General features: G+C 64.1%; 23 protein-coding genes and 1 pseudogene. 12 read left to right on the plus strand and 12 right to left on the minus strand.

Translation table 11 applies throughout. The annotated features are described in order from the left end of the window. From paaH to JAB6_RS29640, 12 genes are all read left to right on the plus strand, one after another. Entirely contained in the window at positions 1–1,569 is a 1,569-nt protein-coding gene (paaH, locus tag JAB6_RS01610; RefSeq protein WP_034746366.1) for a 3-hydroxyacyl-CoA dehydrogenase PaaH, read from the plus strand. A 1-nt stretch (position 1,570) separates the two neighbouring features. Beyond that, entirely contained in the window at positions 1,571–2,017 is a 447-nt protein-coding gene (gene paaI / locus JAB6_RS01615) for a hydroxyphenylacetyl-CoA thioesterase PaaI (RefSeq protein WP_070301464.1), read from the plus strand. A gap of 68 nt (positions 2,018–2,085) precedes the next feature. Next, a complete protein-coding gene (paaK, locus tag JAB6_RS01620) occupies positions 2,086–3,414 on the plus strand; it encodes a phenylacetate--CoA ligase PaaK (RefSeq protein ID WP_034746368.1) in 1,329 nt (442 codons plus the stop codon). 22 nt (positions 3,415–3,436) lie between these two features. Then, positions 3,437–4,642, plus strand: a complete 1,206-nt coding sequence (gene pcaF, locus JAB6_RS01625; protein ID WP_070301130.1) for a 3-oxoadipyl-CoA thiolase — start codon at positions 3,437–3,439, stop codon at positions 4,640–4,642. 90 nt (positions 4,643–4,732) lie between these two features. Next, a complete protein-coding gene (locus JAB6_RS01630) occupies positions 4,733–5,884 on the plus strand; it encodes an ABC transporter substrate-binding protein (protein WP_070301131.1) in 1,152 nt (383 codons plus the stop codon). 85 nt (positions 5,885–5,969) lie between these two features. Continuing rightward, a complete protein-coding gene (locus JAB6_RS01635; protein WP_034780386.1) occupies positions 5,970–6,848 on the plus strand; it encodes a branched-chain amino acid ABC transporter permease in 879 nt (292 codons plus the stop codon). After that, positions 6,845–7,828 carry a branched-chain amino acid ABC transporter permease gene (locus JAB6_RS01640; RefSeq protein ID WP_070301132.1) on the plus strand — a complete coding sequence of 328 codons (984 nt, stop codon included), beginning with the start codon at positions 6,845–6,847 and terminating at the stop codon, positions 7,826–7,828. The genes JAB6_RS01635 and JAB6_RS01640 overlap by 4 nt, the downstream gene beginning before the upstream one ends. Before the next feature lies 1 nt (position 7,829). Then, positions 7,830–8,585 carry an ABC transporter ATP-binding protein gene (locus JAB6_RS01645; RefSeq protein ID WP_070301133.1) on the plus strand — a complete coding sequence of 252 codons (756 nt, stop codon included), beginning with the start codon at positions 7,830–7,832 and terminating at the stop codon, positions 8,583–8,585. Next, on the plus strand, positions 8,585–9,316 hold the full coding sequence (locus JAB6_RS01650; protein WP_070301134.1) for an ABC transporter ATP-binding protein: 732 nt from the start codon (positions 8,585–8,587) through the stop codon (positions 9,314–9,316). Before JAB6_RS01645 ends, JAB6_RS01650 begins: the two co-directional genes overlap by 1 nt. Before the next feature lie 77 nt (positions 9,317–9,393). Then, positions 9,394–10,008, plus strand: a complete 615-nt coding sequence (paaY, locus tag JAB6_RS01655) for a phenylacetic acid degradation protein PaaY (RefSeq protein WP_070301135.1) — start codon at positions 9,394–9,396, stop codon at positions 10,006–10,008. Between the two features lie 62 nt (positions 10,009–10,070). Beyond that, complete coding sequence (paaZ, locus tag JAB6_RS01660; RefSeq protein WP_070301136.1) at positions 10,071–12,122, plus strand: phenylacetic acid degradation bifunctional protein PaaZ; 2,052 nt, start codon at positions 10,071–10,073, stop codon at positions 12,120–12,122. A 119-nt stretch (positions 12,123–12,241) separates the two neighbouring features. Further along, complete coding sequence (locus tag JAB6_RS29640; protein WP_070301137.1) at positions 12,242–13,357, plus strand: acyltransferase; 1,116 nt, start codon at positions 12,242–12,244, stop codon at positions 13,355–13,357. A 7-nt stretch (positions 13,358–13,364) separates the two neighbouring features. Here JAB6_RS29640 and JAB6_RS28285 read toward each other — a convergent pair. The 12 genes and pseudogenes from JAB6_RS28285 to JAB6_RS01730 form a co-directional block, all read right to left on the minus strand. Further along, positions 13,365–14,459, minus strand: a pseudogene (locus JAB6_RS28285) (glycosyltransferase family 4 protein); the annotation flags it as partial. Positions 14,460–14,740: 281 nt separating this feature from the next. After that, positions 14,741–15,964 carry a Xaa-Pro peptidase family protein gene (locus JAB6_RS01680; RefSeq protein WP_070301140.1) on the minus strand — a complete coding sequence of 408 codons (1,224 nt, stop codon included), beginning with the start codon at positions 15,962–15,964 and terminating at the stop codon, positions 14,741–14,743. A 45-nt stretch (positions 15,965–16,009) separates the two neighbouring features. After that, on the minus strand, positions 16,010–16,546 hold the full coding sequence (locus JAB6_RS01685) for a type II secretion system GspH family protein (RefSeq protein ID WP_070301141.1): 537 nt from the start codon (positions 16,544–16,546) through the stop codon (positions 16,010–16,012). Next, entirely contained in the window at positions 16,533–16,916 is a 384-nt protein-coding gene (locus JAB6_RS01690; RefSeq protein ID WP_139143245.1) for a type IV pilin protein, read from the minus strand. Before JAB6_RS01690 ends, JAB6_RS01685 begins: the two co-directional genes overlap by 14 nt. A 5-nt stretch (positions 16,917–16,921) precedes the next feature. Further along, positions 16,922–17,392, minus strand: a complete 471-nt coding sequence (locus JAB6_RS01695) for a type II secretion system protein (RefSeq protein WP_302622637.1) — start codon at positions 17,390–17,392, stop codon at positions 16,922–16,924. Beyond that, positions 17,389–19,269: a secretin and TonB N-terminal domain-containing protein gene (locus tag JAB6_RS01700; RefSeq protein WP_070301144.1), complete on the minus strand. Its 1,881-nt coding sequence runs from the start codon at positions 19,267–19,269 to the stop codon at positions 17,389–17,391. The genes JAB6_RS01695 and JAB6_RS01700 overlap by 4 nt, the downstream gene beginning before the upstream one ends. A 17-nt stretch (positions 19,270–19,286) precedes the next feature. Continuing rightward, on the minus strand, positions 19,287–19,829 hold the full coding sequence (locus JAB6_RS01705; RefSeq protein ID WP_070301145.1) for a hypothetical protein: 543 nt from the start codon (positions 19,827–19,829) through the stop codon (positions 19,287–19,289). Further along, on the minus strand, positions 19,826–20,446 hold the full coding sequence (gene pilO, locus JAB6_RS01710; protein WP_070301146.1) for a type 4a pilus biogenesis protein PilO: 621 nt from the start codon (positions 20,444–20,446) through the stop codon (positions 19,826–19,828). Before pilO ends, JAB6_RS01705 begins: the two co-directional genes overlap by 4 nt. Further along, positions 20,434–20,976, minus strand: a complete 543-nt coding sequence (locus JAB6_RS01715; protein ID WP_070301147.1) for a hypothetical protein — start codon at positions 20,974–20,976, stop codon at positions 20,434–20,436. The genes pilO and JAB6_RS01715 overlap by 13 nt, the downstream gene beginning before the upstream one ends. Beyond that, a complete protein-coding gene (locus JAB6_RS01720; protein ID WP_139143246.1) occupies positions 20,967–21,755 on the minus strand; it encodes a hypothetical protein in 789 nt (262 codons plus the stop codon). The genes JAB6_RS01715 and JAB6_RS01720 overlap by 10 nt, the downstream gene beginning before the upstream one ends. Continuing rightward, entirely contained in the window at positions 21,742–23,439 is a 1,698-nt protein-coding gene (locus JAB6_RS01725) for a GspE/PulE family protein (protein ID WP_070301149.1), read from the minus strand. Before JAB6_RS01725 ends, JAB6_RS01720 begins: the two co-directional genes overlap by 14 nt. Positions 23,440–23,449: 10 nt before the next feature. Next, positions 23,450–24,646, minus strand: a complete 1,197-nt coding sequence (locus tag JAB6_RS01730) for a type II secretion system F family protein (protein WP_070301150.1) — start codon at positions 24,644–24,646, stop codon at positions 23,450–23,452. Positions 24,647–24,784 lie beyond the last annotated feature (138 nt).

A 24,784-nucleotide genomic window follows, 5' to 3' on the forward strand; every position in this document is an offset into this window, starting at 1 on the left:
ATGGCAGCTCTGGACAACAACAGTATCGTCGCCGTCATCGGCAGCGGCGCCATGGGCGCCGGCATCGCGCAGGTGGCGGCCGCCGCCGGCTACCGCGTCAAACTGTACGATACGCGCGCGGAAGCCGTCAGCAAGGCCTTGCTCGACATCGGCAAGATGTACGCGAAGCTGGCCGAGAAGGGGCGCATGACGGCAGACGAAGCCACGGCCGCCACGGCGCGCCTGCAGGCGGCCGGCAGCCTGGCCGATGTGAGCGATTGCGCCCTGGTGGTGGAAGCCATCGTGGAAAACCTCGACGTCAAACGCGGCCTGTTCGCCGAACTCGAAGCGCTGGTCGGCGACGACTGCATCCTGGCGACGAACACGTCGTCGATTTCCGTCACGGCGATTGCCGCCAAACTGCGCCGCCCGGAACGCCTGGTCGGCATGCATTTCTTTAATCCCGTGCCCCTGATGGCGCTGGTCGAAGTGATCAGTGGCCTGGCCACCAGCGAGCAGGTGGCCGCCACCGTCTACGACACCTCGCTTGCCTGGGGCAAGAACCCCGTGCATGCGAAATCGACACCGGGCTTCATCGTCAACCGCGTCGCCCGTCCGTTCTACGCGGAAGGCTGGCGCCTGCTGAACGAGCAGGCGGGCGACGCCGCCACCATCGACACGGTGCTGCGCGAAGCGGGCGGTTTCCGCATGGGGCCCTTTGAATTGATGGACCTGATTGGCCATGACGTGAATTTTTCCGTCACGCAATCCGTGTTCGGCGCCTATTTCAACGACCCGCGTTTCACGCCATCCGTGCTGCAACAGGAAATGGTCAACGCTGGTTTCCTCGGCCGCAAATCGGGCCGCGGCTTCTACCCGTATGGCGAAGGCGCCAGCGCGCCTGTGGCGCAGGCGGAAGGCGCGCAGCCGACACCGGAATTCGTCGCCTTGTCGGCCGCCATCGGCGGCGATGGCCGTGGCCACAGCGGCATCATCCACAGCCTGGTGCAGCGCCTGGAGCAGGCCGGCATCACCGTCAGCCGCCGCGTGACGCAGGAAGGGCAATCGCACGACGAAGCGCCGGCCCTGCATTGCCATGGCGCCGCGATTTATCTGACCGATGGCCGCAGCGCCACCCAGCGTGCGCACGACAACCAGCATCCGGATACGGTGCTGTTCGACCTGGCGCTCGATTACGCCGGTGCCAAACGCATCGCAGTGGCCCGCGCCGACCAGTGCAGCGACGCCGCCTACGCGGCCGTCGTCGGCCTGTTCCAGGCGGCCGGTTTCATCGTCACGCGCCTGGACGACGTGCCTGGCCTGGCCGTCATGCGCACGGTCGCCATGCTGGCCAACGAGGCGGCCGACGCAGTCAACCAGGGCGTGTGCACGGTGGCCGCCGTCGATATCGCCATGCAGAAGGGCGTCAACTATCCGCGCGGACCGCTGGCCTGGGCCGATGCCGTCGGCGTCCAGCACATCGTCACCGTATTGCAGCATCTGGCGCTGGGCTATGGCGAAGACCGCTACCGGGTCTCGCCGCTGCTGCGCCGCAAACTCGCCAATGGAGCACCGTTTCATGCCGAATGATATGTCCAATAAGGACCACAACATGACCGCGCAAACCCTGGCCGAAGCGGCCGCCGCCTCGATGCTGTCGCGCGATAACGCCACCGCCGCCATGGGCATCTCCCTGGCCGATGTAGGCCCCGGCCATGCGCGCATGACGATGACGGTGCGTGCCGACATGCTCAACGGCCACCAGACCTGCCACGGCGGTTTCATCTTCGCCCTGGCCGACAGCGCCTTCGCCTTTGCCTGCAACAGCTACAACATGAATACCGTGGGCGCCGGCTGCACCATCGACTATCTGGCGCCGGGCCGCGAAGGCGACGTGCTGACGGCGCACGCCGTCGAACAGGCGCTGGCCGGCAAGAGCGGCGTCTATGACGTCAAGGTCAGCAATCAGGAAGGCCGCGCCATTGCGCTCTTCCGCGGCAAGTCGATCCGCGTGGCGGGCGAAGTGATTAGCGTTTGAAATTACAAGAGCAGGTTTGAACTGCCGGTACAAATTACACAGTGATAGAAACGATTCAGGAGACAATGATGGTCCAACGTACGCCTTCCCCGAATGACCTCGAGCCGATCGAGCGCGCCAGCAAGGATGAACTGCAGGCGCTGCAGCTCGAACGCATGAAATGGACGCTCAAGCACGCGTATGACAACGTGCCCCATTACCGCGCCGCTTTTGACGAAGCGGGCGTGCATCCGGACGACCTCAAATCCCTGGCGGACCTGGCCAAATTCCCGTTCACCGATAAGAAGGTCTTGCGCGACAATTACCCGTTCGGCCTGTTCGCCGTGCCGCGCGAGCAAGTGGTGCGCATCCACGCGTCGAGCGGCACCACGGGCAAGGCCACGGTGGTCGGCTACACGCAGAACGACATCGACACCTGGGCCAACGTGGTGGCGCGCTCGATCCGTGCAGGCGGCGGGCGCGCCGGTGACATGGTCCATATCTCGTACGGCTACGGCCTGTTCACGGGCGGCCTGGGTGCGCACTATGGCGCCGAGCGTTTGGGCTGCACGGTCATCCCGATGTCGGGCGGGCAGACGGAAAAGCAGGTGCAACTGATCCAGGATTTCAAGCCGTCTATCATCATGGTCACGCCATCGTACATGCTCAACATCATCGAGGAATTCACGCGCCAGGGCCTCGACCCGGCCGAATCGTCGCTGAAAGTGGGCATCTTTGGCGCCGAGCCGTGGACGGACGCCATGCGTTCGGAAATCGAAGCGCGCGCCGGCATCGACGCCGTGGATATATACGGCTTGTCCGAAGTGATGGGCCCTGGCGTGGCGTCCGAATGCATCGAGAGCAAGGACGGTCCCGTCATCTGGGAAGACCATTTTTACCCGGAGATCATCGATCCGGAAACGGGCGAAGTGCTGCCGGACGGCGAAGAGGGCGAACTGGTGTTTACCTCGCTGTCGAAAGAGGCGCTGCCCATCATCCGCTACCGCACGCGCGACCTGACCCGTTTGCTGCCGCCGACGTCGCGCTCGATGCGCCGCATCGGCAAGATCACGGGCCGTTCCGACGACATGCTGATCATCCGCGGCGTGAACGTCTTCCCCACGCAGATCGAAGAGCTGATCCTCAAGATGCCGCGTCTGGCGCCGCAATACCAGCTGGTGGTCACGCGCGACGGCCACCTCGACAAACTGGAAGTGATCGCCGAGCTGCGCATCGACCTGACCGCCACCATCTCGGCCAGCGAAACGGACGCGCTGGCGCGCGAACTGGAACACCGCATCAAGACCCACGTGGGCGTGAGCACCCGCGTGCGCCTGGTGGCCGCCGCCGGCATCGAGCGCACCTTGACGGGCAAGGCCCGCCGCGTGGTCGACCAGCGCCCGAAGATTTTCTCCTGATAGCCCGAACAAGGAAGCAGACATGAACGAAGCCTTTATCTGTGACGCCGTACGTACCCCGTTTGGCCGCTACGGCGGCGCGCTGTCCAGCGTACGCGCTGATGACCTGGGCGCGCTGCCGATCGCGGCGCTGATCGCCCGCAACCCATCCGTCGACTGGTCCGCCATCGACGACGTGTTCTACGGCTGCGCCAACCAGGCGGGCGAAGACAACCGCAACGTGGGCCGCATGGCCGCGCTGCTGGCCGGCTTGCCGGTCGACGTGCCGGCCAATACCATCAATCGCCTGTGCGGCTCCAGCCTGGATGCCGTGGGCATGGCTGCCCGCTCCATCAAGGCGGGCGAGGCGGAACTGATCATCGCCGGCGGCGTGGAAAGCATGACGCGCGCGCCTTTCGTGATGGGCAAGGCCGACAGCGCATTTTCGCGCGCGGCGAAAATCGAGGACACGACCCTGGGTTGGCGTTTTGTGAACGGCAAGATGAAAGCGCAGTACGGCATCGACACCATGCCGGAAACGGCGGAAAACGTGGCCGTGGAATTTGGCATCAGCCGCGCCGACCAGGATGGTCTAGCCTTGCGCAGCCAGCAGCGCTGGGCCGCCGCCCATGCTGCCGGCGTGTTCGAGCGCGAAATCGTGCCCGTCGCCGTGCCGCAGAAAAAGGGCGATCCTAAGATGGTCACCAGTGACGAACATCCGCGTCCCGATACCTCGCTGGAGATGCTGGCAAAGCTCAAGGGCGTGGTCAAGCCGGATGGCACGGTCACGGCCGGCAATGCCTCGGGCTTGAACGACGGCGCTTGCGCCATCCTGCTGGCGTCCGCCGCCGCCGTCGACAAATACAAGCTGACGCCGCGTGCAAAAGTGCTGGGCATGGCCACGGCCGGCCTGGCGCCCCGCATCATGGGCTTTGGCCCTTCGCCCGCGTCGCGCAAGGTGCTGGCGCAGACGGGATTGACCATAGAGCAGATGGACGTCATCGAACTCAATGAGGCGTTTGCGGCGCAGGCCCTGGCCGTCACGCGCGACCTGGGTCTGGCTGACGATGCGGCCCACGTGAATCCGAATGGCGGCGCGATCGCCATCGGTCACCCGCTGGGCGCATCGGGTGCGCGCCTGGTGATGGCCGCGCTGAACCAGCTGGAACGGATTGGCGGGCGCTATGCGCTGTGCACCATGTGCATCGGCGTGGGGCAGGGGATTGCTGTCGTGATCGAACGCGTATAAACGCGTATAACAAAGTAAAAACAAAAGGCGCAGGCTTGTAAAAAAGCGCCAACCAAAATTGACCGTAGTGCCAACCTGGTGGAGACCATAATGATTGCCAATATCTTCAAGAAAACCCTGATCGCCGGCGTGCTGGCCATGTCCGCAGCGGGTGCGTATGCGGCCGAGAACATCAAGATCGGTTCCGTGCTGTCCGTCACGGGACCTGCCGCCTTCCTGGGCGACCCTGAACTGAAAACCCTGCAGCTGTATATCGAGAAGATCAACGCAGCCGGCGGCGTCCTGGGACGCAAGCTGGAACTCGTGCATTACGACGACGGCAGCGATGCTGCCAAGGCCAACGGCTTTACCAAGCGGTTGATCGAGTCCGACAAGGTCGATGTGCTGATCGGCGGCACGACCACGGGTGCGACGATGGCGATGGCGCCGCTGGTGGAGCGCGCCAGCATGCCGTTCATCTCGCTGGCGGGCGCCGTGGTGATCATCGACCCGGTCAAGAAATGGGTCTTCAAGACACCGCACACGGACCGCATGGCGGCCGAGAAGGTGTTCGAGGACATGAAGAAACGCGGCATCAGCAAGGTGGGCCTGCTGTCGGAAACGAGCGGCTTTGGCGCCTCGGGCCGCAAGGAATCGCAAATTGTCGCCTCCAAATACGGCATCACCCTGGTGGCCGATGAAACCTACGGCCCGAAAGACACGGACATCACGGCGCAGCTCACGCGCATCAAGAATACCAAGGGCGTGCAAGCCGTCTTCGTGTTTGGCCTGGGCCAGGGCCCGGCAGTCGTGACGAAGAACTATGGCCAGCTGGGCATGGCCGCGCTGCCGCTGTACCAGTCGCATGGCGTGGCGTCGGATGAGTATTTGAAACTGTCGGGCAAGTCCGCCGAAGGCGTGCGCCTGCCAACGCCGGCCCTGTTGATCGGTGCCATGCTGCCCGACAGCGACGCGCAGAAGGCCGTCGTCGTCGGCTACGACAAGACGTATAAAGACCGCTACAAGATCGACCCATCGACCTTCGGCGGCTATGCGCTCGACGCCCTGAACCTGTCGGTGGACGCCATCAAGCGCGCCGGCGGCACGGACCGCGAAAAAGTGCGCGCGGCGCTGGAATCGACCAAGGGTTTTGTGGGTACCACCGGTGTCTTCAACATGTCGGCCAAAGACCACATGGGCCTGGATCTGTCGGCGTTCCGCATGGTCGAAGTGAAGAACGGCGAATGGCAATTGTCGAAGTGATGTTCGAAACAAGGTAAGCCGGAAGTACCTGCGCGAGGCCGCCCTCGAAGGCGGCCCGCGCATCGCCGAACATATTGGAGACACCATGGAAGTCGCACAATTTCTACAATTTCTGTATTCCGGGATGACGGTCGGTTCCGCCTATGCGCTGGCGGCGCTGGGCTTTACCATCATCTACAACACCAGCGGCGTGATCAACTTCGCCCAGGGCGAATTCATCATGCTGGGCGGGATGCTGGCCGCCGTGATGTCGGCCGCCGGCGTGCCGCTGCCGCTGGCCATCATCCTGGCCGTCATCGCCACCGGTATCGTTGGCCTGCTGATGGAAAAAACCGTGATCGAGCCGGCGCAAAATGCGCAGGTCATCACGCTGCTGATCATCACCATCGGCGCCTCGCTCGTGCTGCGCGGCCTTGTGCAAATCTGGCTGGGCAAGGATACGCACTCACTGCCAGCGTTTTCCGGCGATGCGCCGATCGAATTCCTGGGCGCCAGCCTGCTGCCGCAAAGCCTGTGGGTGCTGGGCGTGACGGTCGTCATCGTGCTGGTGCTGGGCTGGTTCTTCGGCCGCACCTTGATGGGCAAGGCCATGCTGGCCACCTCGCACAACAAGCTGGCCGCGCAACTGGTGGGTATCAACACGCGCAAGGTACTGCTGTTCTCGTTCGGCCTGTCGGCCCTGCTGGGTGCTGCGGGCGGCATCCTCGTCGCACCGATCACTTACACGTCCTACGACGCTGGCATCATGCTGGGCCTGAAAGGCTTTGTCGCCGCTGTTCTCGGTGGCCTCGGTGGCGGCGCGGGCGCGATTGCCGGTGGCCTGATCCTCGGCATCGCCGAAGCCATGACGGCCGGCTACATCTCGTCGGCCTACAAGGACGCGGTGCCCTTCGTGCTGATCCTGCTGATCCTGTTCTTCCTGCCGCAAGGCTTGTTCGGCGCTAAAAATTCGGAGCGTGTATGAAGAATTTATTTACCCGCTCGCGCCATGGCGGCCTGCTGGTGCTGGCACTCGTGCTGGCCATTCTGCCCCTGTTCCTCACCAACGCGTTCTACTATGACGTGGCGATCCGCATTGCGCTGAACGCCATCGTCGTCATCGGCCTGAACCTGTTGATGGGCTACACGGGCCAGATCAGCCTCGGTCACGCGGGTTTCTATGGCCTGGGCGCGTATGCGTCGGCCGTGCTGACCACGCACTACAACTGGCCGCCGCTGGCCGCGCTGGCCGCCGGCGCCGTCGCGACTGGTCTGCTGGCACTGCTGCTGGCCCGCCCCGTCTTGAAGCTCAAGGGCCATACGCTGGCCATGGCGACCCTGGGCCTGGGCATCATCATTTCCATCGTCATCAACAACGAGACGCAGTGGACGGGTGGCCCGGACGGCATCGGCGTGTCCGCCTTCAGTGTCGCCGGCCTGGAAATCGCCGGTGAAAAATCGTGGTACCTGGTGTGCGCCGTATTGCTGCTGCTGGTCACATGGCTGGCGTTGAATCTGATCGACTCGCCTGTCGGGCGCGCGCTGCAGGCGATTCACGGTTCGGAAGTGGCGGCCCGCGTCGTCGGCGTCGATACGACGCGCTTCAAGGTGCGCGTGTTCGTGCTGTCGGCCGTCATTGCCAGCATCGCGGGCAGTATCAGCGCCCATTACATCGGTTTCATCACGCCCAACCTGGCCGGCTTCTTCCACTCGATCGAGCTGGTGACGATGGTGGTGGTGGGCGGCATGGCGTCGATCTTCGGTTCCATCATCGGTGCGGCGCTGCTGACGATTCTGCCGCAGCTGCTGTCCAGTTTTGAAGGCTGGGAAACGGTGGTGTTTGGCGTGATCCTGATGGCCACCATGATCTTCATGCCGAAAGGCCTGGTACCGAGCCTGGCCAGCCGTTCGCGCAAGCGGGCAGCCACGCCGAAAGCACCGCCTAAATCTGCACAGGAGGTCTGAGATGTTGACAATTAACAAGCTGAGCAAGAGCTTCGGCGGCGTGCACGCGGTGCAGGACGTCAGCTTTACGGTCAAGGAAGGCAATATCCACTCCGTGATCGGGCCGAACGGCGCAGGCAAGACGACTCTGTTTAACCTGATCACCGGCGTCTATACGCCGACCAAGGGCGAAATTTTGCTCAATGGCGAGAACGTGGCCGCCATGTCGCCCGATGCGCTGGCGCGGCGCGGCATGAGCCGCACCTTCCAGAACCTGCAGGTGTGCATGAACATGACGGCCATCGATAACGTGATGGTGGGCGCGCATCTGCGGCTGAACCAGAACCTGTTCGCCTCCATGCTGCGTTTGCCGTCCGTGCGTCGCGCCGATGCGGCCTGCCGTGATGAAGCGGCCAGCCTGATGGAATTCGTCGGCGTGGGCCGGCATGTCGATGACGAGGCGGGGCAGATGTCGTATGGCGCATTGAAGCGCCTGGAAATCGCCCGCGCGCTGGCGGCCAAGCCGAAGGTGCTGCTGCTCGATGAACCGGCGGCCGGCTTGAACCACACGGAGACAGGCGAGATCGAAGCCCTGATCCGCAAGGTGGCGCAATCGGGCGTGACGGTGGTGCTGGTCGAGCATGACATGAAACTGGTGATGAATCTGTCGGACCATATCCTGGTACTCGACTATGGCAAGAAGCTGGCCGAAGGGACCGCCGCCGAAGTGCGCGCGAACCCCGACGTGGTGGCGGCCTATCTGGGAGTGGCGGCATGATGAAGATGGAAAAACCTCAGACACCGCTGGTGCTCGACATCCAGGGATTGACTAGCCACTATGGCCGCATCCAGGCCCTGCACGGCATCGACCTGCAAGTGCGCCAGGGCCAGCTGGTGGCGCTGGTGGGCGCGAATGGCGCCGGCAAGACGACCCTGCTGCGGGCGATCTCCGGTGTGCAGCCGATCAGCGCCGGCAGTATCGCCTTCGCCGGCCAGGACGTCAGCCGCATGAGCGCCGACAAGCGCGTGCGCGCCGGCATCTGCCAGGTGCCGGAAGGGCGCCAAGTATTCGGCCCCATGACGGTGGAAGACAATCTGCGCCTGGGCGCGTTTACCCGTCCGCCGCAAGACGTGGCCGGTGACATGGAGCGCATGTACGGCCTGTTCCCGATCCTGAAGGAAAAGCGCTTGCTGCTGGCCGGGACGCTGTCGGGCGGACAGCAGCAGATGCTGGCCATGGCGCGCGCGCTGATGGGCCGTCCGCAACTGCTGCTGCTCGACGAACCGAGCATGGGCCTGGCGCCGCTCCTGATCGCGGAAATCTTCCGCATCGTGGCCGAACTGCGCGACCAGGGCATCACCATCTTCCTCGTCGAGCAGAACGCGCATGCGGCCCTGTCGATCGCCGACGTGGGTTATGTGATCGAGACGGGCGCCATCACCTTGTCCGGGCCCGGTCCTGAATTGCTGCATAACGAGCAGGTGCAGAGCGCCTACTTGGGTATGTGATGACGTAGGTCGGATTAGCGCTTGCGCGTAATCCGACATCAGCCGCTACGGCTGGCAATAATGTTTTGGAGAGCAATATGGTCAAAGTCTACGAAATCAACGGCGTCACCCCCGTCGTCCACCCCAGCGCCTACGTGCATCCGTCGGCGGTGCTGATCGGGGACGTGATCATCGGGCCGCGCTGCTATATTGGCCCGCTGGCCTCGATCCGCGGCGACTTCGGCCGCCTGATACTGGAAGAAGGTGCGAACCTGCAGGACACGTGTGTCATGCACGGCTTTCCCGGCTGCGACACGGTGGTCGAAGTCGACGGCCATGTCGGCCACGGCGCCGTGCTGCACGGCTGCCGCATCGGCCGCAATGCGCTCGTCGGCATGAACGCCGTGGTGATGGACAACGCCGTCATCGGCGAGGAATCCATCGTCGCTGCCATGAGTTTCGTCAAGGCGGGCATGATCGTCGCGCCGCGCAGCATGGTCGTCGGCACGCCCGCCAAGATCATCCGCGCACTGACCGACGATGAAATCAAATGGAAAAGCTCGGGCACGGGCCAGTACCACGAACTGGCCGTGCGCTCCATGCAGACGATGCGCGAGGTGGAAGCCCTGACGGAAGTCGAGGCGAACCGCCAGCGCCTGAATTTCGAATCCGCCTTGCCGCTGCACCTGCACAAGAACGCAGCGGCGCAGTAACCTTTAACCCTTTAAATGCTGGGGTCAGACCCGACGGGTCTGACCCCTAACGGAGAAACCACATGGCTCAAATATCCACCCTGCAAAGCCTGATCGCCGGCCGCTGGCTGGGCGAAAGCGCCGCCGTGCCCCTGCACAGCGCCTTGAACAACCGCGTCATCTATCACACGCATGCGGAAAAGATCGACTTCGACGAAGCCGTCACCTATGCGCGCAAGACGGGCGTGTCGGGCCTGATGGCGCTGGACTTCCAGCAGCGCGCCGCGCGCCTGAAGGCGCTGGCCCTGTACCTGGTCGAGCGCAAGGAAGAGCTGTATGCGATCTCGCATCTGTCGGGCGCCACGCGCGCCGACAGCTGGGTCGATATCGAAGGCGGCACGGGCACCCTGTTCGCCTATGCCAGCATGGGCAGCAACGAGCTGCCGTCGTCGAACGTGCTGCACGAAGGCCCGGCCATCGCGCTAGGCAAGAAGGGCGGTTTCGCCGGCACGCACATCCTGGTGCCGCGCGGCGGCCTGGCCGTGCATATCAACGCCTTCAACTTCCCCATCTGGGGCTTGCTGGAAAAATTCGCGCCCAGCTTCCTGGCGGCCATGCCCTGCATCGCCAAGCCGGCCACGGCGACGAGCTATCTGACGCAGGCCGTCGTGCGCATGATGCATGAATCGGGCTTGCTGCCGGCCGGCAGTTTGCAGCTGGTGATCGGCTCCACGGGCGACTTGCTGGACCGCCTGAACGGCCAGGATTTCGTCACGTTTACGGGTTCGGCCGCCACCGCCGCCAAGCTGCGCACGAATCCCAACCTGATCGGCCAGTCCGTGCCCTTCAACGGCGAAGCCGATTCGCTCAACTGCGCCATCCTGGCGCCGGACGTCACGCCAGACGATGTGGAATTCGACCTGTTCGTCAAGGAAGTCGTGCGCGAGATGACGGGCAAGTCGGGCCAGAAGTGCACGGCGATTCGCCGCATCATCGTGCCCGAGCATCTGATGGACGCCGTCGGCACGCGCCTGCGCGAGCGCCTGGCCAAGGTGGTGGTGGGCGATCCGTCCATCGAAGGCGTGCGCATGGGCGCGCTGGCGTCGAAAGAGCAGCAGAACGACGTGGCCGAACGTGTCGCCACCCTGTCGCAGGGTAACGAGGTGGTGTTCGGCGCGGCCGACGGTTTCAATCCTTTGGGCGATGGCGCCTTGGATGGCAGCTTCTTCTCGCCGACCTTGCTGATGTGCCGCGACGCCTTCGGCAACGACGCCGTGCATGACGTGGAAGCGTTCGGCCCTGTCAGCACCATGATGGGTTACCACGATATCGACGAAGCGCTGGCCCTGGCCGCGCGCGGCAAGGGCAGCCTGGTGAGCACCCTGGTGACGCGCGATCCGAAGATCGCCGCGCGCGTGGTGCCGCAAGTGGCGGCCACGCATGGCCGCGTGCACGTGCTCGAGCGCGTCGCTTCCGTCGATTCGACGGGGCATGGTTCTCCCTTGCCGCAACTGAAGCACGGCGGCCCTGGCCGCGCGGGCGGCGGCGAGGAGCTGGGCGGCGTGCGCGCCGTGCGCCATTACCTGCAACGGGCGGCCGTGCAAGGCTCGCCGACGATGCTGGCGGCCATCACCGGTGAATACGTACGCGGCGCGGATGTCAATGAAAGCCCGATCCACCCGTTCCGCAAGCACTTCGAGGACTTGAAGACGGGCGACTCGCTGCTCACGCACCGCCGGACCGTCAGCGAAGCGGACATCGTCGCCTTTGGCGGCATCTCGGGCGACTTCTTCTACATGCACTTCGATGAAATCGCGGCCAAGGAATCGCAGTTCGGCAAGCGCATCGCCCACGGCTATTTCGTGCTGTCGGCCGCCGCCGGCCTGTTCGTCTCGCCCGGTGTCGGTCCCGTGCTGGCCAACTATGGCCTGGACAACCTGCGCTTCGTCGCGCCGGTGGCGATTGGCGACACCATCCGCGCCCGCCTCACGTGCAAGCGCAAGGTCGACCGCAACCGCAAGGACGTGTTTGGCGTGGGCCAGGGCGTGGTCGCGTGGGACGTGCAGGTGACGAACCAGAACGAGGAACTGGTGGCCAGCTATGACATCCTGACCCTGGTGTCGAAGCGCGAATAAGCGTCTGCCGCAGCACTGGCGTGAACGGCGCCGCCCGCGATCTTCGCGCGGGCGGCGTTTTTTTTTCGCGCACGGCGATTTACAGATGATTTAAAAATATTAAATGTTAATATTATGGAATGCTAAAAATACTACAAGCTGGGAGGGCGCTGGCGGCCATCAGTGTCGCCGCCTTTCATCTGTCGATCGCCATGGGAGTGCCGCGTTACGGTGGCGAGCCGGTTTTTTATGAATGGACACGCCACATCGGCGGGGTACGGTTTTTCTTTGTCCTTTCCGGCTTTATTATTCTATTTGCCCATTACCACGAGATAGGCCAGCCGTCGGCGTGGCGGCCCTTTATCTTCCGGCGCTTTATTCGGCTGTATCCCATTTATTGGCTATATACCGTCCCATTTTGCCTGCTGGTGGCTGCCGGCCTGGGCACCGATGCGCGCATTCCCTCTGGCTGGGCCGATTGGCTAACATCATTGACCTTGATACGATTCACCGCTGCCGTACCGCCATTGACGGTGGCTTGGAGTTTGTTTCATGAAGTGGCTTTTTATGCGATGTTTTCGCTGTTGATTCTTAACCGGCGCCTGGGCATGGCGGGATTTGCAGCGGTCGCCCTGTTCAGCGTTATTTACTATAACTATCCGGCTGTAGCGCAGCGCAGCGCGGGCAATGTTTATACTGCTGCCTATAATTTGTATTTCCTGTTCGGCATGGGGGCCTTCTACCTATACCGGCGCGGCGGGCGCGGCTGGATCGAGCTGGCGGTGGGGAGCGGGATATCGGCAGCCGCATTATTGGTCGCGCCACTGCCCCAAGAATTATCGTATCTGCTACTGATACTGGGCTTTGCTTTCTTGCTGGCCGGCGCGGCCAAGCTGGAGACGGCACAATATATCCGCGTGCCAACCGTCCTGGTCGCGCTGGGAAATGCCTCGTATACCATTTACCTGATCCACGAGCAGCTCCAGGGCTTGCTGCTGAAGCTGCTGATCAAGAGCCAATTGGCGGCGCTGCTCGGCCCCCGCTGCACCTATCTGCTGGTACTGCTGGGTGCCATCGGTCTGGGGTATGTGGCGTACCTGCTTATCGAGCGGCCGCTGACGGCGGCTTTGCGCCGACGCTTTCAACCAGCTCGCGGTAGCGCGAGTGTAGCCTATGCAGTATCGTCTGGGCCGTGTACGGAGCTGCCTGCTGCTGACAGGCCCAAGGATCCGACGGCTGCGACAAAATCTGCATGATCGCCAGCATGAAGGGCAGGGGTGCGTGCTCGCGCACGAGGCGCCCGATGTTGTCGTTGGGAATCAGGCGGGCTGCCTCGCCAGCATCGGTGCTGACCACCGGCACGCCGCAATAGAGGGCTTCCAGGAGAACCACTGGCATACCCTCGAAGGCCGATGACAGGCAAAGGCAATCAACGGCATTCATCCATTCTGAAATCTGCTGATGGGAACGGGGAGCGAGTATGCGAACGTCTGCCCCCAGCCCTTGCTCGAGGATAAAGCGTCGCATGTCCGATTCCAGCTCGCCCACACCTATCATGATCAGAATGGTGTCGTCGCGATGGCGTTTGAATTCCTGGTATGCCTGTAACAATAACAGCGGATTTTTTTGACCGACAAAGCGCCCCACGAACAGCAGTATTTTTTTGCCCCGGTCAAATTGGTGCTGGCGGGCGAATTGCTGTTTCAACTGCCGGCGTCCGCTCACCGGCAACGGATGGAAGACCGTCTCATCGACCCAGGTGGGAATGAATTGAATGCAATCGCGCATGGCCGGATAATGTTGTTGGTAATGCGTGACCGCGTCGGCTCTGACGATATAGACCTGCTTGATCCGTGCGATCAAATGGCGTTCGAGCCAAAAATAGATGGCCGGGAAGCGTGACCATTTCACTTCTGATTTTGGATTGTAATAGTCTTTCCCGTGATGGCCGTGCAGGAACAGAATTTTATGGTTGGACGCCAGCCAGAATACGGCGCTGGGCTCGATCCGGTGAAATTCCAGCAGGGCGCCGTGCAAATCAATTTGCGCGCGATGACGCCACAAGGCCCAGGCGAATTTCAGCGTGCGCGGTATCTTTTCGCGCCGGCCGATAGGGGCCTCCATCACCGGGAGGAAATGAAAGCTGCGTCCATCCAGTTCCAACTGTTGCCAGCGGCCGACCGGGTGGAGCTGAATATCGACGCTGACGCCGACGAAATAGATATCGAAGTCGTGCGGTGCAAATTTAATCAGTGCGCGAATAATGCTGCCTATGCCGCCCACATTGGGGTGGGTTGGATCATAAGGATGAAATTGAATCACGCGTATCTTGGCCATATTTTCTCCCTGGATGGCCATTACATCAGAATGTGGTAAAAATGTAAATTAATTATTTGAAAGTTAATTTATATTTATTGGTAATATCGCCGCACCAGGAGGCGGCAGGCCGTCAAGCTGCATGAGAAACTGGCCGTCTTTGCAGCCATTCCCGGCCAGCATGAGCATGACGCGTAGCTGGGCGGGGAATTCGATGCCGGATATGCCGCGGTGGCATCCGAAGTGCGCAACTTGGCGCGGGGAGGCGCGCCAGTGGCTGCCACCGTGCCGGCGGCACGGCGGCTGGCGTTAACGAAGGCTGCTTAAGCCCGCAGCCCGAACGGATCATCAATGCTGTGCGCGGGCTGCGTGAACCAGCGCGGACCGTTTTCCGTCATGTAAAAATGGTCTTCGTGGCGGATGCCGAATTCGCCCGGGATGCAGATCATCGGTTCGTTCGAGAAGCACATTCCCACGTCGAGCGGCGTCGTGTCATTGCCCACCAGGTAGGGCCACTCGTGGATATCGAGGCCAATGCCGTGGCCCGTGCGGTGCGGCAGGCCCGGCAGCTTATAGCCGGGGCCGTAGCCGTCCGCTTCGAGTGACACGCGCGCGGCGCGGTCCACGTCGCCGCAGGGCACGCCTAGCCGGGCGGCAGCGAAGGCGGCGGCCTGCGCGGCCTTTTCGCTGTTCCACACGCTGCGCTGGCGTTCGCTAATGGCGCCAAACACATAGGTGCGCGTGATGTCGGAGATGTAGTTCATCACCTGGCAACCCGTGTCGATCAGCACCGTGTCGCCCGCTTTCAGGGTTTGCACATAGTTGACGCCATGCGGATAGGCCGTCGCCTCGCCGAACAGTACGATGCAGAAATACGAGCGGGGCGCGCCTACCTTGCGGTGCGCGCGCTGGATGAATTCTTCCACTTCCACTGTCGTGATGCCTTCGACCAGCATGCTGGCCGTGGCCACGTGCACGGCCAGGGTCATGTCCATCACGCGCTGCATCAGGGCGATTTCCGCCGGGGACTTGCGGCTGCGGCAGTACGCCGTGACGGTGCGCGCGTTTTCCAGCGCATAGCCGGGGGCCAGCGGCTTGATGCCATCGTAGATGAAGAAGGCGGCGCTTTCGCAGATGCCCACGCGCGGCGGCGCCGCCGCATCCTGCGCTATCCCTATGCGCGCCAGCACGTCGACGAACAGCTGGTACGGGCTTTCATGCTCTTCCCAGCAATTGACACGGCCTTCAATGAGCATGAAGCCTTGCAAGGTGCTTTCCTCGAACGCGGGAGCGATGTATTCGATGTCGCCATTGGCCGGCAGGATGGCGCCCACCATGCGTTCGCTGGCATACCATTTGGTGCCCGTGAAATAGGTGAGGTTGGCGCCCGCGTTCAGGTAGATCGCGGCGATGCCCTGCTGGCGCATGAACGCTTGCGCCCTGGCGATGCGTTGCGCATGTTCGTCCTTGCCGATGGCGACCATGCCGCCCGTCATGTCCGACAGCGATGCCAATGCCTGTTCGATGGATGTGCCACCTATGCTCATGCCTGCTCCTTTGCTCGATGCTGAATATGGAATGCGGGCATGATATCAGTTCGCGCCTTTCGGCTTGAGCCCGGGCGCGCCGCCGGCCGCGTCGGGCGGGGCCAGCACCAGGTCGTGCGGATACGTGAAGTGCCAGTCCGCGTAGCGCTGCTTGCGGCGCAGCCTCGCGTCTTCATCGAGAAAATTGTCCTGCTTGATGGGCAGCTGCGGCGACAGCGAATGGATGCCGACGATGCGTCCCTCCTGCCGCAGCAGACCCCATTCCGCCTTGCCCGTGACGGGATCCGCATACACGCGGCGTAGATGACGTCGGGCGTTGGCGAAGCGCGGGTCGCGCAGCAGTTCCTGCAGGGTCAATGGATAGCGGGGCCGCCCGTCGCCCGGCGTGCTGTCGTAGTAGCGGCCCAGCGCATTGCGGAATTCATGGCCGATGAACAGCAGCTCGCGCTCCTTGTCGCGCCGCGCGGCCGTGGCATGCAATTCGCTGGCCAGTACCAGGCCCACGCCCATGAAGGCCACCAGCATCAGGGTCCAGATATACGCGAAGCCCTGTGCGCGGCGTTGAAAACTAGAGCTGCTCAAAGGGGATGCCCTCGCGCGTCTTGCCCTTGGCGCCGCTGCGCACGTCTGCCACGCCGCCGATCTCGCCATTGGGCGAAGGGATCAGCTGCCAGGTGACGGCGGACTCCGTGACGGGGTCGAGCGGCACGCTGCGGAAATAATGGTGGGTCACCAGGTCGGCCAGCGCGGCCGGATACTCGCCCTTGTCGGCATAGTATTTATCGAGGCCGCTCCTGAGTACTTGCAGGTTTTCCTTCAGCGCGACTTCCTTCGATTTTTCCACGGAACCGAAATAGCGGGGGATGGCGATCGTCAGCAGCAGCGAGATGATCGCCAGCACCACCAGCAGTTCGACCAGGGTAAAGCCGCGACGTAGAGAGGAGGCAGGCATCGGGTTCACCATTGATTGAGCGGCACGCCGTTCAGGCCTGCCTTGGTCGAGCGCGAGGCGACGTCGAACACGTCTTCGCCTTCGCTGGGGTTGTCGGGCGGCGAGGCATAGGCGCGCTTGCTCCAGCTGTCGGCGGCGCTGCCTTCTTCCCTGGGCTGGAACGGGTCGCGCGGCAGGCGGCGAAGGAAATAGATGTTTTGCTTGGACGGGCTGCGCTGGTCGGGCACGCCCTCGACCAGTTCCTCGAGTTTTTTCGGATAGCCGGAGGCGCCCAGCGCCAGCTTGATGCGGCCATTGTCCGAAGCGCGCTTGTAGGCATCGATCGCTTCGCGCATCTCGATCAGGGCGCTGCGCAATTGCTGTTCCTTCGCCCGTTGCAAGGCCACCTGCGCCATCGGCACGGCCACCGTGGCCAGGGTCGCCATGATGGCCAGGGTGATCATCAGCTCGATGAAGGTAAATCCCCTTGGTTTCACTGGCCACCCTTGCCTGATTTTTCGCCAGCCGCAGGCGCCTCGTCGCCGCCCGTCATGGGCGAGCCGGCGCGTGGCGCGGCCTGCTCGGGCGCGGCGATCGCCTCGGGAGAGCCGCCCACGCTGGCGCGGCCACCCACGGATGCTTCGGTGCCCGAGTTGAATTCGGCCGTCATCAGGTCCGGGCGGCGGATGCTGCGCAGCAGGCGCGGCGTGATCGACAGTACGATCTCGCTGCGCATGGCGTCGTCCTTCTGGCTGCCGAACAAACGGTTCAGCACGGGCAGTTCGCCCACGCCCGGCACCTTGTTGGCCGTACCCCGGTCTTCATCGCTGATCAGGCCGGCCAGCACCTGCGTTTCGCCATCCTTCAGGCGCAGGACCGTGGACGCGCTGCGCGTGCCGATCTGGTAAGCCTGCGTGCCCGTCTTGCTGATGACTTCCTTGACGACGTTTGACACTTCCAGGTTGATCTTGATGGCCACCTCGTCGTCCAGGTAGACGTTCGGTTCCACGTCGAGTTTCAGGCCCACGTCGATGTAGTTGACGCTGTCGGAGCTGACGCCGTTATTCGTCGTGACGGTAATGACGGGCACGCGGTCGCCGATGAGGATCTTGGCTTTTTCCTTGTTGCGCACGCGGATGCGCGGATTGGCCAGGATATTGCTGTCGCTGTCCGTCTTGTTGGCGTTCAGGGTGACGCCGCCGATGCCCAGGTTGATATTGTCGCCATTGATGCGGTGCAGGTCCGCCACTTTCAGGCCGCCCAGGCCTCCCGTGCTGCCTGCAACGCCGGCCAAGGTCAGGCTGGCCTGGTCCGGCCAGCGCACGCCCAGTTCCATCAGGCGCGTGCGCTTGACTTCCAGCACCTCGACTTCCAGCATCACTTCCGGATCGGCCAGGTCCTGCACATTGATGATGCGCTCGGCCATGCGCACCATTTCCGGCGTATCGCGCAGCATGATGATGCCCAGGCGTTCATCGGTGACGACGTCCTTGGCCTTGAGCAGGGTCTTGATGGAAAACGCCACCGTCTTGACGTCGGCATTGGCGAGGAAAAAAGTGCGCACGACGAGCTGCTGGTAATCCTTCACCTTTTGCGGCGTGTTCGGATAGATCGTGATCGATTTGTCGCTGGTGACGCTTTGTTCCAGCTGGTTGGCGCCCAGCAGCATGGCAATCGCCTCTTCGATGCTGGTGTCGCGCACGGAGATCGTGGCGCGCAGGGCCGGGTCGACTTCCTTGTCGAAGACGAAGTTCAGGCCCGACACTTTGCTGATGAAATCGAACACGGAGCGCAGCGGCGCGTCGCGAAATTCGAGGGTGACGGGTTTCCTGTAGGCGGCCGCCAGCTTGCCGCCGGCCGGCAGGCTTTTCGACGACGCTTCGCCGATGCGGCTTTTCAGGGCCAGCGCCTCGCGCTGCGCGGGGCGTTCCTGCAGCACCTGGCGCAAGGCTTCCTGCGCCTGCGCGACATTCGCTTCGCCACCGCGCTGGTAGCTGGCCTGCGCTTCCTGCACCAGCTTGCGGTGCCGTTCATCCTGCGCCACGCCGGCCAGGCCCCGCTGCGCCACGTCGTTGCTGGCGTCCAGCGCCAAGGCCTGCTGGTACAGCGCTTGCGCTTCGGGCAGCTTGCCCTGCTGGCGCAGCGCCTCGGCGCGGCCATTCAGATTGTTCAGCGCGCGCATCCTGCCGTTGGTGACGGCGATGCGGTACTTGGCGTTGGTCGGTTCGGCCTGCGCCGCCTGTTCCAGCAGGGCCAGTCCCTGTTCCGTGCGCCCCGCGCCCAGCATGGCCTGGCCATCGTTATAGGCCTGGTTGCCGGCGCAGGCGGCCAGCAGGGACAGCACCGGCAGCAGGGTGATGAGATTACGAGACATACGTGCGGCGCGTCGTTTCAATTGAGGTCCCCTACGGCGAGTGTCTGTTTCAGGTTGAGCGGCAGATAGGTAAATTGCAGGGCGCCTTGCACCACGCCGTCGAAGCGGTAACGCTCTTCGAGCGTGTCGCCGGGGCGCGCCACCACGTTGCGTTCGCCCGCTTGCAGGAAGTAGGCCGCCTTGCCTTCGTCGACAAAGCGGCCCAGGAATTGAAATGGCAGCGGTGGCGGCGCGTTCGCATCGACGCGGGCGGCGGGCAGCGCGGCCTGGGCCGCCTGCTGGTCGAGCATGATTTTTTTCGGCGTCTCAGGTTGCCAGCTTTGCTTGGCGAACAGGCTGGCCGCTTCCTCGTCGTCGAGTCCACGGCGCGGTTCGATGGCCAGTGCGCGATTCGTTTGCGCAGCAGCGGCAGTGGCGACGATGATAGGGGGCGGCGCCACCCGCTCCACCTGGCGCGGCGTGGCCGTGGCCGGTCCCACGATGCTGCCTTCGTCCTCGGGGGCGAAGAGGGCGGTCAGCAAGGTCGCCACGGCGGCGCCTCCCAGTACGGCTTTTTTCATCGGCGCACCTCCGCCTTCTTCACCAGCAGGATGAACTGGATGCGCGCGTCGATCTCGCCCGCCTCGATCTGCTCGCGCTTGAAGAGCACGGAGTCCAAGGTCAGGGTGGGCAGCGCCTGCAGGGCGTCGACGATAAAGGTTTGCAGCTGCGCGTATTCGGCCTTGACGGGCAGGGTGATCTGGTAGCGCAAAAAGGCCGTGTTGCCGTCTTCCTGCGGCTTGTAGTCGGCCTTGGCCAGGGTGACGCCGCTCTTTTGCGCCACTTCCAGCAAGGCTTTCAACTGGTCGGGAATGCTGTCATGCGCGGGCAGGTAGGCGTGAAAGGCGGCCAGGCTGTCGGCATCCGCATCGAGCGTGACGGGTGCCGACGGCAGCGCCGCCTGTCTCGCCATCATGGCCAGCTGCGCGCGCAATTGCTGCTGGCGTCCGGCCAATGCATCGCCCTGCTGCACGGCGAAAGCGGCCAGCGCCAGACAGGCCGCACCGATGGCGCTGGGCCAGCCCAGCATGCGCCACAGACGCGCGGCTTCCCACGCCAGCCGCGGAGGCACGTGCAGCTGCAGACGCGCGCGGGCCACGGGCGTGCCGGCTTTTAACACGGGTTTTATTGCCGCCATTGCGCCTCCAGCTGAAAACGGTAAGGGTGTTCCGGAGTGTTCGCGTTCATCTCGTGCTTGAGCAGATACACGGAGCTGAACATCGGTTGCTGGTTCAGGAAGGCCAGGTAATTGAGCATGTCCTGCGGCGTTTCCGCTTCGGCGGCGATCTTCAGGACGCTGGCGCCATCCTGTCCCTGCTGCGCGTTCAGGTCCAGCCCCAGCAGGGCCACGCGCACGTCGCGCGGCGCCTGCACCGTCTTGACCAGGCGGGTGACGGGCAGGTTAAGCTGGCGCACGGCGGCAGCCACCTGTTTCAGTTCGAGGTCGCGTTCGCGCTGCTGGCTCGCCGAGAGGGGCGCGCGCTCGGGACGCGCGGGCTGCAGCTGCGCCAGTTGCGCTTCCAGGCGCCGCGTTTCCTGCGTCTGCACCAGCCAGTACACGGCGGCCGGCAGCAGCATCAAGCCGCCCGCCAGGCACAGGGCCAGGCGCCAGCCCTTGAAGGTTTGCGCCGCTCCAGGCGGCAGGAACTCCAGGCGGCTCAGGCCCATGCGGCCTCCCGCATCAGGTGGGCGCCGCTGGCCACGGCGACGGGCACGAAGCGTTCCGGCACGTTCGTTTGCGGCACGCCGCTCAAGTCGATCAACGCCACCTGGTCGATGGCGTCAAGCTGTGGCGCACGCAAGTTCCAGCGCCGCCAGGCCCGGTCCAGTTCATCGCCCCAGTCCGCGGCGCAGGACTGGCTGTGCAGGGCCGTGATGCGCCCGCCGCTCGCCGTTGCCAGCAGCAGCCGTCCCGCTTCCACCAGGGCGAAGGCGTCGGGCTTGGCACCGGCGATGCTGCGCCAGGCCGGTCCGGCGATCGGTTCGATGGACAGGCAGCGCCTGCCATGCGCGGCCGCCGCATCCTGCACGCCTTGCAGCAGAGCCGCATCGATGCCGCAGGCCAGGCGCGGCTTGCCATAGGGCGCGTCGTCGGCGGCCAGGCGCCAGGCGCGCGCGCCATCGCCGTAGACGGCGGCGAACTGGCTATGCAGGAAGCGCTGTGCGCTGGCCCGGTCGAGCAGTGCTCCGCTCCACGGCACCACTTGCATGGCGCACCAGCGGCTGGCCAGGCTGACGGCCAGCGGCAGTTTTTTTTCACTATGCTGTTCGAGCCAGCCGCGCAGGGCCGCCAGCGCCACTTCCCAGCTGGCGTCGGGATTCGCAATGGATAGGTGGAAGGCGCTGTCCGCCACGGGAAGGCCGGCGCGGCGCAGTACGCCGTGCAGCCCGTGCGGCGCCAGGTGCAGGCACACGGTGGCGCGGGCAAGGTGTTCAATAAGTGACACGATTGAGCTCCGCTAAAGTGGTTTCCCCGCGCCGCACCAAGTCCAGGCCCGCTTCGCGCGCCAGGCGAAAGCCGTTGCGCGCCGCTTCTTCCTTCATCTGGCTCAGGGGCGCGCGCGTGCAGATCATTTCGCGCATCGCGTCGCTGAGCATCAAGACTTCGGCGACGGCCTTGCGGCCCTTGTAGCAGGTGCCGCGGCAGTGGCCGCAACCCTTGCCGGCCATGAACTGCCAGTCCTGCACCTGGTGCAGGGCCAGGCCGCTGTCGCGCAATTGCTGCGCATCGGCCAGCACTTCGGCGCTGGCGTCGACGGCGCAATGGGCGCAATTGAGGCGCAGCAGGCGCTGCGCCACGATGCCGTTCAGGGCCGCCGCAAAGCTGTAGGCGTCGACGCCCATGTGCAGGAAGCGGCCCACCACATCAAAGACGTTGTTCGCGTGCACGGTGGTAAACACCAGGTGGCCCGTGAGCGCGGCTTGCACGGCGATCTGCGCCGTTTCATCGTCGCGGATTTCACCGATCATGATCTTATCGGGGTCGTGGCGCAGGATGGAACGCAGGCCGCGCGCGAACGTCAGCCCCTTCTTTTCGTTGACGGGAATCTGCAGCACGCGCGGCAAGCGGTATTCGACGGGGTCTTCGATGGTGACGATCTTGTCGCGTCCCGTATTGATTTCCGTGATGGCCGCGTACAGGGTGGTGGTCTTGCCGGAACCCGTGGGCCCCGTCACCAGCAGCATGCCGTGCGGCTTGGCGGCCAGGCGGCGGATCTGCTCGATGGCGTCCTCGTTCAGGCCCAGGCTTTCCAGGCGCAGCGCCTGCGCCGCCTCCGTCAGCGCGCGCCGGTCCAGCAGGCGCAATACGGCGTCTTCGCCAAAGATATTGGGCATGATGGAAACGCGAAAATCGATCTCCGCCCCTTTTACACGCACCTTGAAGCGGCCATCCTGCGGGACGCGCCGCTCGGCGATGTCGAGATCGGCCATGACCTTGATGCGCGAGATGATCTGCTCGGCCATCGCCAGCCCCTGCACCTGGCCCGCCTGCACCAGCACGCCGTCGACGCGGTATTTGATGACCAGGCTGGCCACGTCGCATTCGAGGTGGATGTCGCTGGCCTGGAATTTCAGGGCGTCGTAGATGGTGGAATTCACCAGTTTGACCACCGGGCTGCTGTCCTCGCTGATGCGGATCAGCGAGATGTCTTCGATGCTCTGGTCCAGGCCAGGCACATCGTCCCCATGCTGCATTTCCTGCATCGCCTGCTGCACGCTTTCCTGCTGCAGCAGATAGGCGGCCAGATCGTCCGGATGCGCCAGCGCCACCGTAAACGGTGTGGACAGGGCGAAGTCGGCCCACTGCAGCAAGTCTTCGGCAAACGGGTTGCCGATGACGAGCACGGGCGGCGCGCCGGGAACGCCAGGCTGCAGCAGCACGCAGTCGCGCTGGGCGCAATCCGTGTAGGGCAGCAGGCCAAAGGCGGGCAAGGCGGCCTGCAGCTCGGCCATCGTCCAGGCCGGGTAGCGGAACAGGGCGGCCAGCTGGCGCAAAAAGACTTCGGGCGGCAGGGCCGCCGTTTCCTGCAGCACGGCCATCTGCGGGCGGCCCTGTTCCAGCGCGCTGGCGTGGGCGCGGCGCAGCATGGCGGCATCGAGCACGGCCCGTTCTTCGTCGCGTGCGTTCATGGCATGCTCCTCACGATAAGCTCCCGGCCAGTTCAAAGATCGGCATGTACATCAGCACCACCACGCCGCCGATGACGACGCCGATGATGGTCATCAAGAGCGGTTCGAGCAGGCGCGACGCCCAGTCCACCCAGCGGGCGAATTCCTCGTCGTGGAACTTGGCCGAGCGTTCCAGCATGTCGCCCAGTCGGCCCGTGTTCTCTCCCACTTTCAGCAGCGATTGCGCCACCGGCGTGGCCATGCCGGCCTGTTCCAAGGCGGTGGAAAACGGCATGCCTTCCTGCACCGCGCGGCGCGCCTGCGCCAGCTGCTCCTGCTGCGCCGGCAGCAGCATGGGGCCGACCATGGCCAGCGCCTTGTGCAGCGGGATGCCGGCGTGCAGCAGCAGGCTGAGGGCACGGTAGAAGCGGGCCAGGCGGAATTCCGCCGCCTTTGCTGCCAGCACGGGCAGGCGCAAGAGGCGCAGCACCAGCGCCATGCGCATGGCGCGGTTGGCGATGCCGAAGACCACGGCGCCGACCACGGCAGCCAGCGCGCCGGCGCACAGCAGCGGATGCGCGGCCAGGGTCTGGCCAAAGCCGAGCAGCATTTGCGACATCCACGGGATCTCGCGGCCCGAGCTTTCGTAGACGACGCTGAACTTGGGCACTACGTAGCCGAGCAGGAACAGGGTCACGAGGCCGCCGACGACGAGCAGCATGCACGGATAGATGGCGGCGGAAATGAGTTTTTTGCGGATGGCGTCGAACTGCAGCTGGTAGGCGACGAAGCGCGCCAGCGCCTCGGGCAGGTTGCCCGAGCGTTCGGCCGCGTGCACGGTGGCGATGTAAATGTCGGGGAAGATGTCGGGAAAACCGGCCAGGGTGTCGGAAAAGCTTAGGCCCTGCTGTAGGGTGAGCACGATGGCGGCCAGGGTGGCCTTGGCGCCCGCGCGCGTTTCCTTGTTGTGCAGGGTGGCCATGGCCTCGCCCAGGTTCAGGCCCGCTTCGAGCAGGGCCAGCAGCTCCTGGCTGAATTGCAGCAGGGGCAGGCCCTGCTTGCCGGGACGCAGCGCCGCGGCGCCCGTGTCTGACGTGGCGCCAGCGTCGACGGCCAGCACGCGCCAGCCGCCGCGCACGGCCGCGCGGATCGCCTCGGCCTCGCTGGCGGCGTCGATGGCCAGCGCCTGGCTGCCCGCCGGGCCCTGCACCTGGAGGTGGAACTGCATCGTCGGCTCAGGCGAGCATGGCGAGGGCCTGGGGCGTGAAAATGGGGTGATGTGAAAAGGGGACAGCGCGTGCGGACAAGGTCGAAGTAGGCATCGGTCAGGAACAATCCAAAAAAAGTTCAATTCGTCGCGGGTACC

It is taken from the genome of Janthinobacterium sp. HH104, assembly GCF_001758715.1.
Taxonomy (GTDB): Bacteria; Pseudomonadota; Gammaproteobacteria; order Burkholderiales; family Burkholderiaceae_D; genus Janthinobacterium; species Janthinobacterium aestuarii.

Excerpts from the sequence above, each read along its gene's own strand:
- paaY (WP_070301135.1), top strand. The coding sequence starts at position 9,394 with ATGGTCAAAGTCTACGAAATCAACGGCGTCACCCCCGTCGTCCACCCC.
- pilO (WP_070301146.1), bottom strand. The coding sequence starts at position 20,446 with ATGGCGGCAATAAAACCCGTGTTAAAAGCCGGCACGCCCGTGGCCCGC.
- JAB6_RS01630 (WP_070301131.1), top strand. The coding sequence starts at position 4,733 with ATGATTGCCAATATCTTCAAGAAAACCCTGATCGCCGGCGTGCTGGCC.
- JAB6_RS01650 (WP_070301134.1), top strand. The coding sequence starts at position 8,585 with ATGAAGATGGAAAAACCTCAGACACCGCTGGTGCTCGACATCCAGGGA.
- paaH (WP_034746366.1), top strand. The coding sequence starts at position 1 with ATGGCAGCTCTGGACAACAACAGTATCGTCGCCGTCATCGGCAGCGGC.
- JAB6_RS01715 (WP_070301147.1), bottom strand. The coding sequence starts at position 20,976 with ATGGGCCTGAGCCGCCTGGAGTTCCTGCCGCCTGGAGCGGCGCAAACC.
- JAB6_RS29640 (WP_070301137.1), top strand. The coding sequence starts at position 12,242 with ATGCTAAAAATACTACAAGCTGGGAGGGCGCTGGCGGCCATCAGTGTC.
- paaZ (WP_070301136.1), top strand. The coding sequence starts at position 10,071 with ATGGCTCAAATATCCACCCTGCAAAGCCTGATCGCCGGCCGCTGGCTG.
- JAB6_RS01640 (WP_070301132.1), top strand. The coding sequence starts at position 6,845 with ATGAAGAATTTATTTACCCGCTCGCGCCATGGCGGCCTGCTGGTGCTG.
- JAB6_RS01705 (WP_070301145.1), bottom strand. The coding sequence starts at position 19,829 with ATGAAAAAAGCCGTACTGGGAGGCGCCGCCGTGGCGACCTTGCTGACC.
- JAB6_RS01700 (WP_070301144.1), bottom strand. The coding sequence starts at position 19,269 with ATGTCTCGTAATCTCATCACCCTGCTGCCGGTGCTGTCCCTGCTGGCC.
- JAB6_RS01725 (WP_070301149.1), bottom strand. The coding sequence starts at position 23,439 with ATGAACGCACGCGACGAAGAACGGGCCGTGCTCGATGCCGCCATGCTG.
- pcaF (WP_070301130.1), top strand. The coding sequence starts at position 3,437 with ATGAACGAAGCCTTTATCTGTGACGCCGTACGTACCCCGTTTGGCCGC.
- paaK (WP_034746368.1), top strand. The coding sequence starts at position 2,086 with ATGGTCCAACGTACGCCTTCCCCGAATGACCTCGAGCCGATCGAGCGC.
- JAB6_RS01635 (WP_034780386.1), top strand. The coding sequence starts at position 5,970 with ATGGAAGTCGCACAATTTCTACAATTTCTGTATTCCGGGATGACGGTC.
- JAB6_RS01690 (WP_139143245.1), bottom strand. The coding sequence starts at position 16,916 with ATGCCTGCCTCCTCTCTACGTCGCGGCTTTACCCTGGTCGAACTGCTG.
- JAB6_RS01680 (WP_070301140.1), bottom strand. The coding sequence starts at position 15,964 with ATGAGCATAGGTGGCACATCCATCGAACAGGCATTGGCATCGCTGTCG.
- JAB6_RS01645 (WP_070301133.1), top strand. The coding sequence starts at position 7,830 with ATGTTGACAATTAACAAGCTGAGCAAGAGCTTCGGCGGCGTGCACGCG.
- JAB6_RS01730 (WP_070301150.1), bottom strand. The coding sequence starts at position 24,646 with ATGCAGTTCCACCTCCAGGTGCAGGGCCCGGCGGGCAGCCAGGCGCTG.
- paaI (WP_070301464.1), top strand. The coding sequence starts at position 1,571 with ATGTCCAATAAGGACCACAACATGACCGCGCAAACCCTGGCCGAAGCG.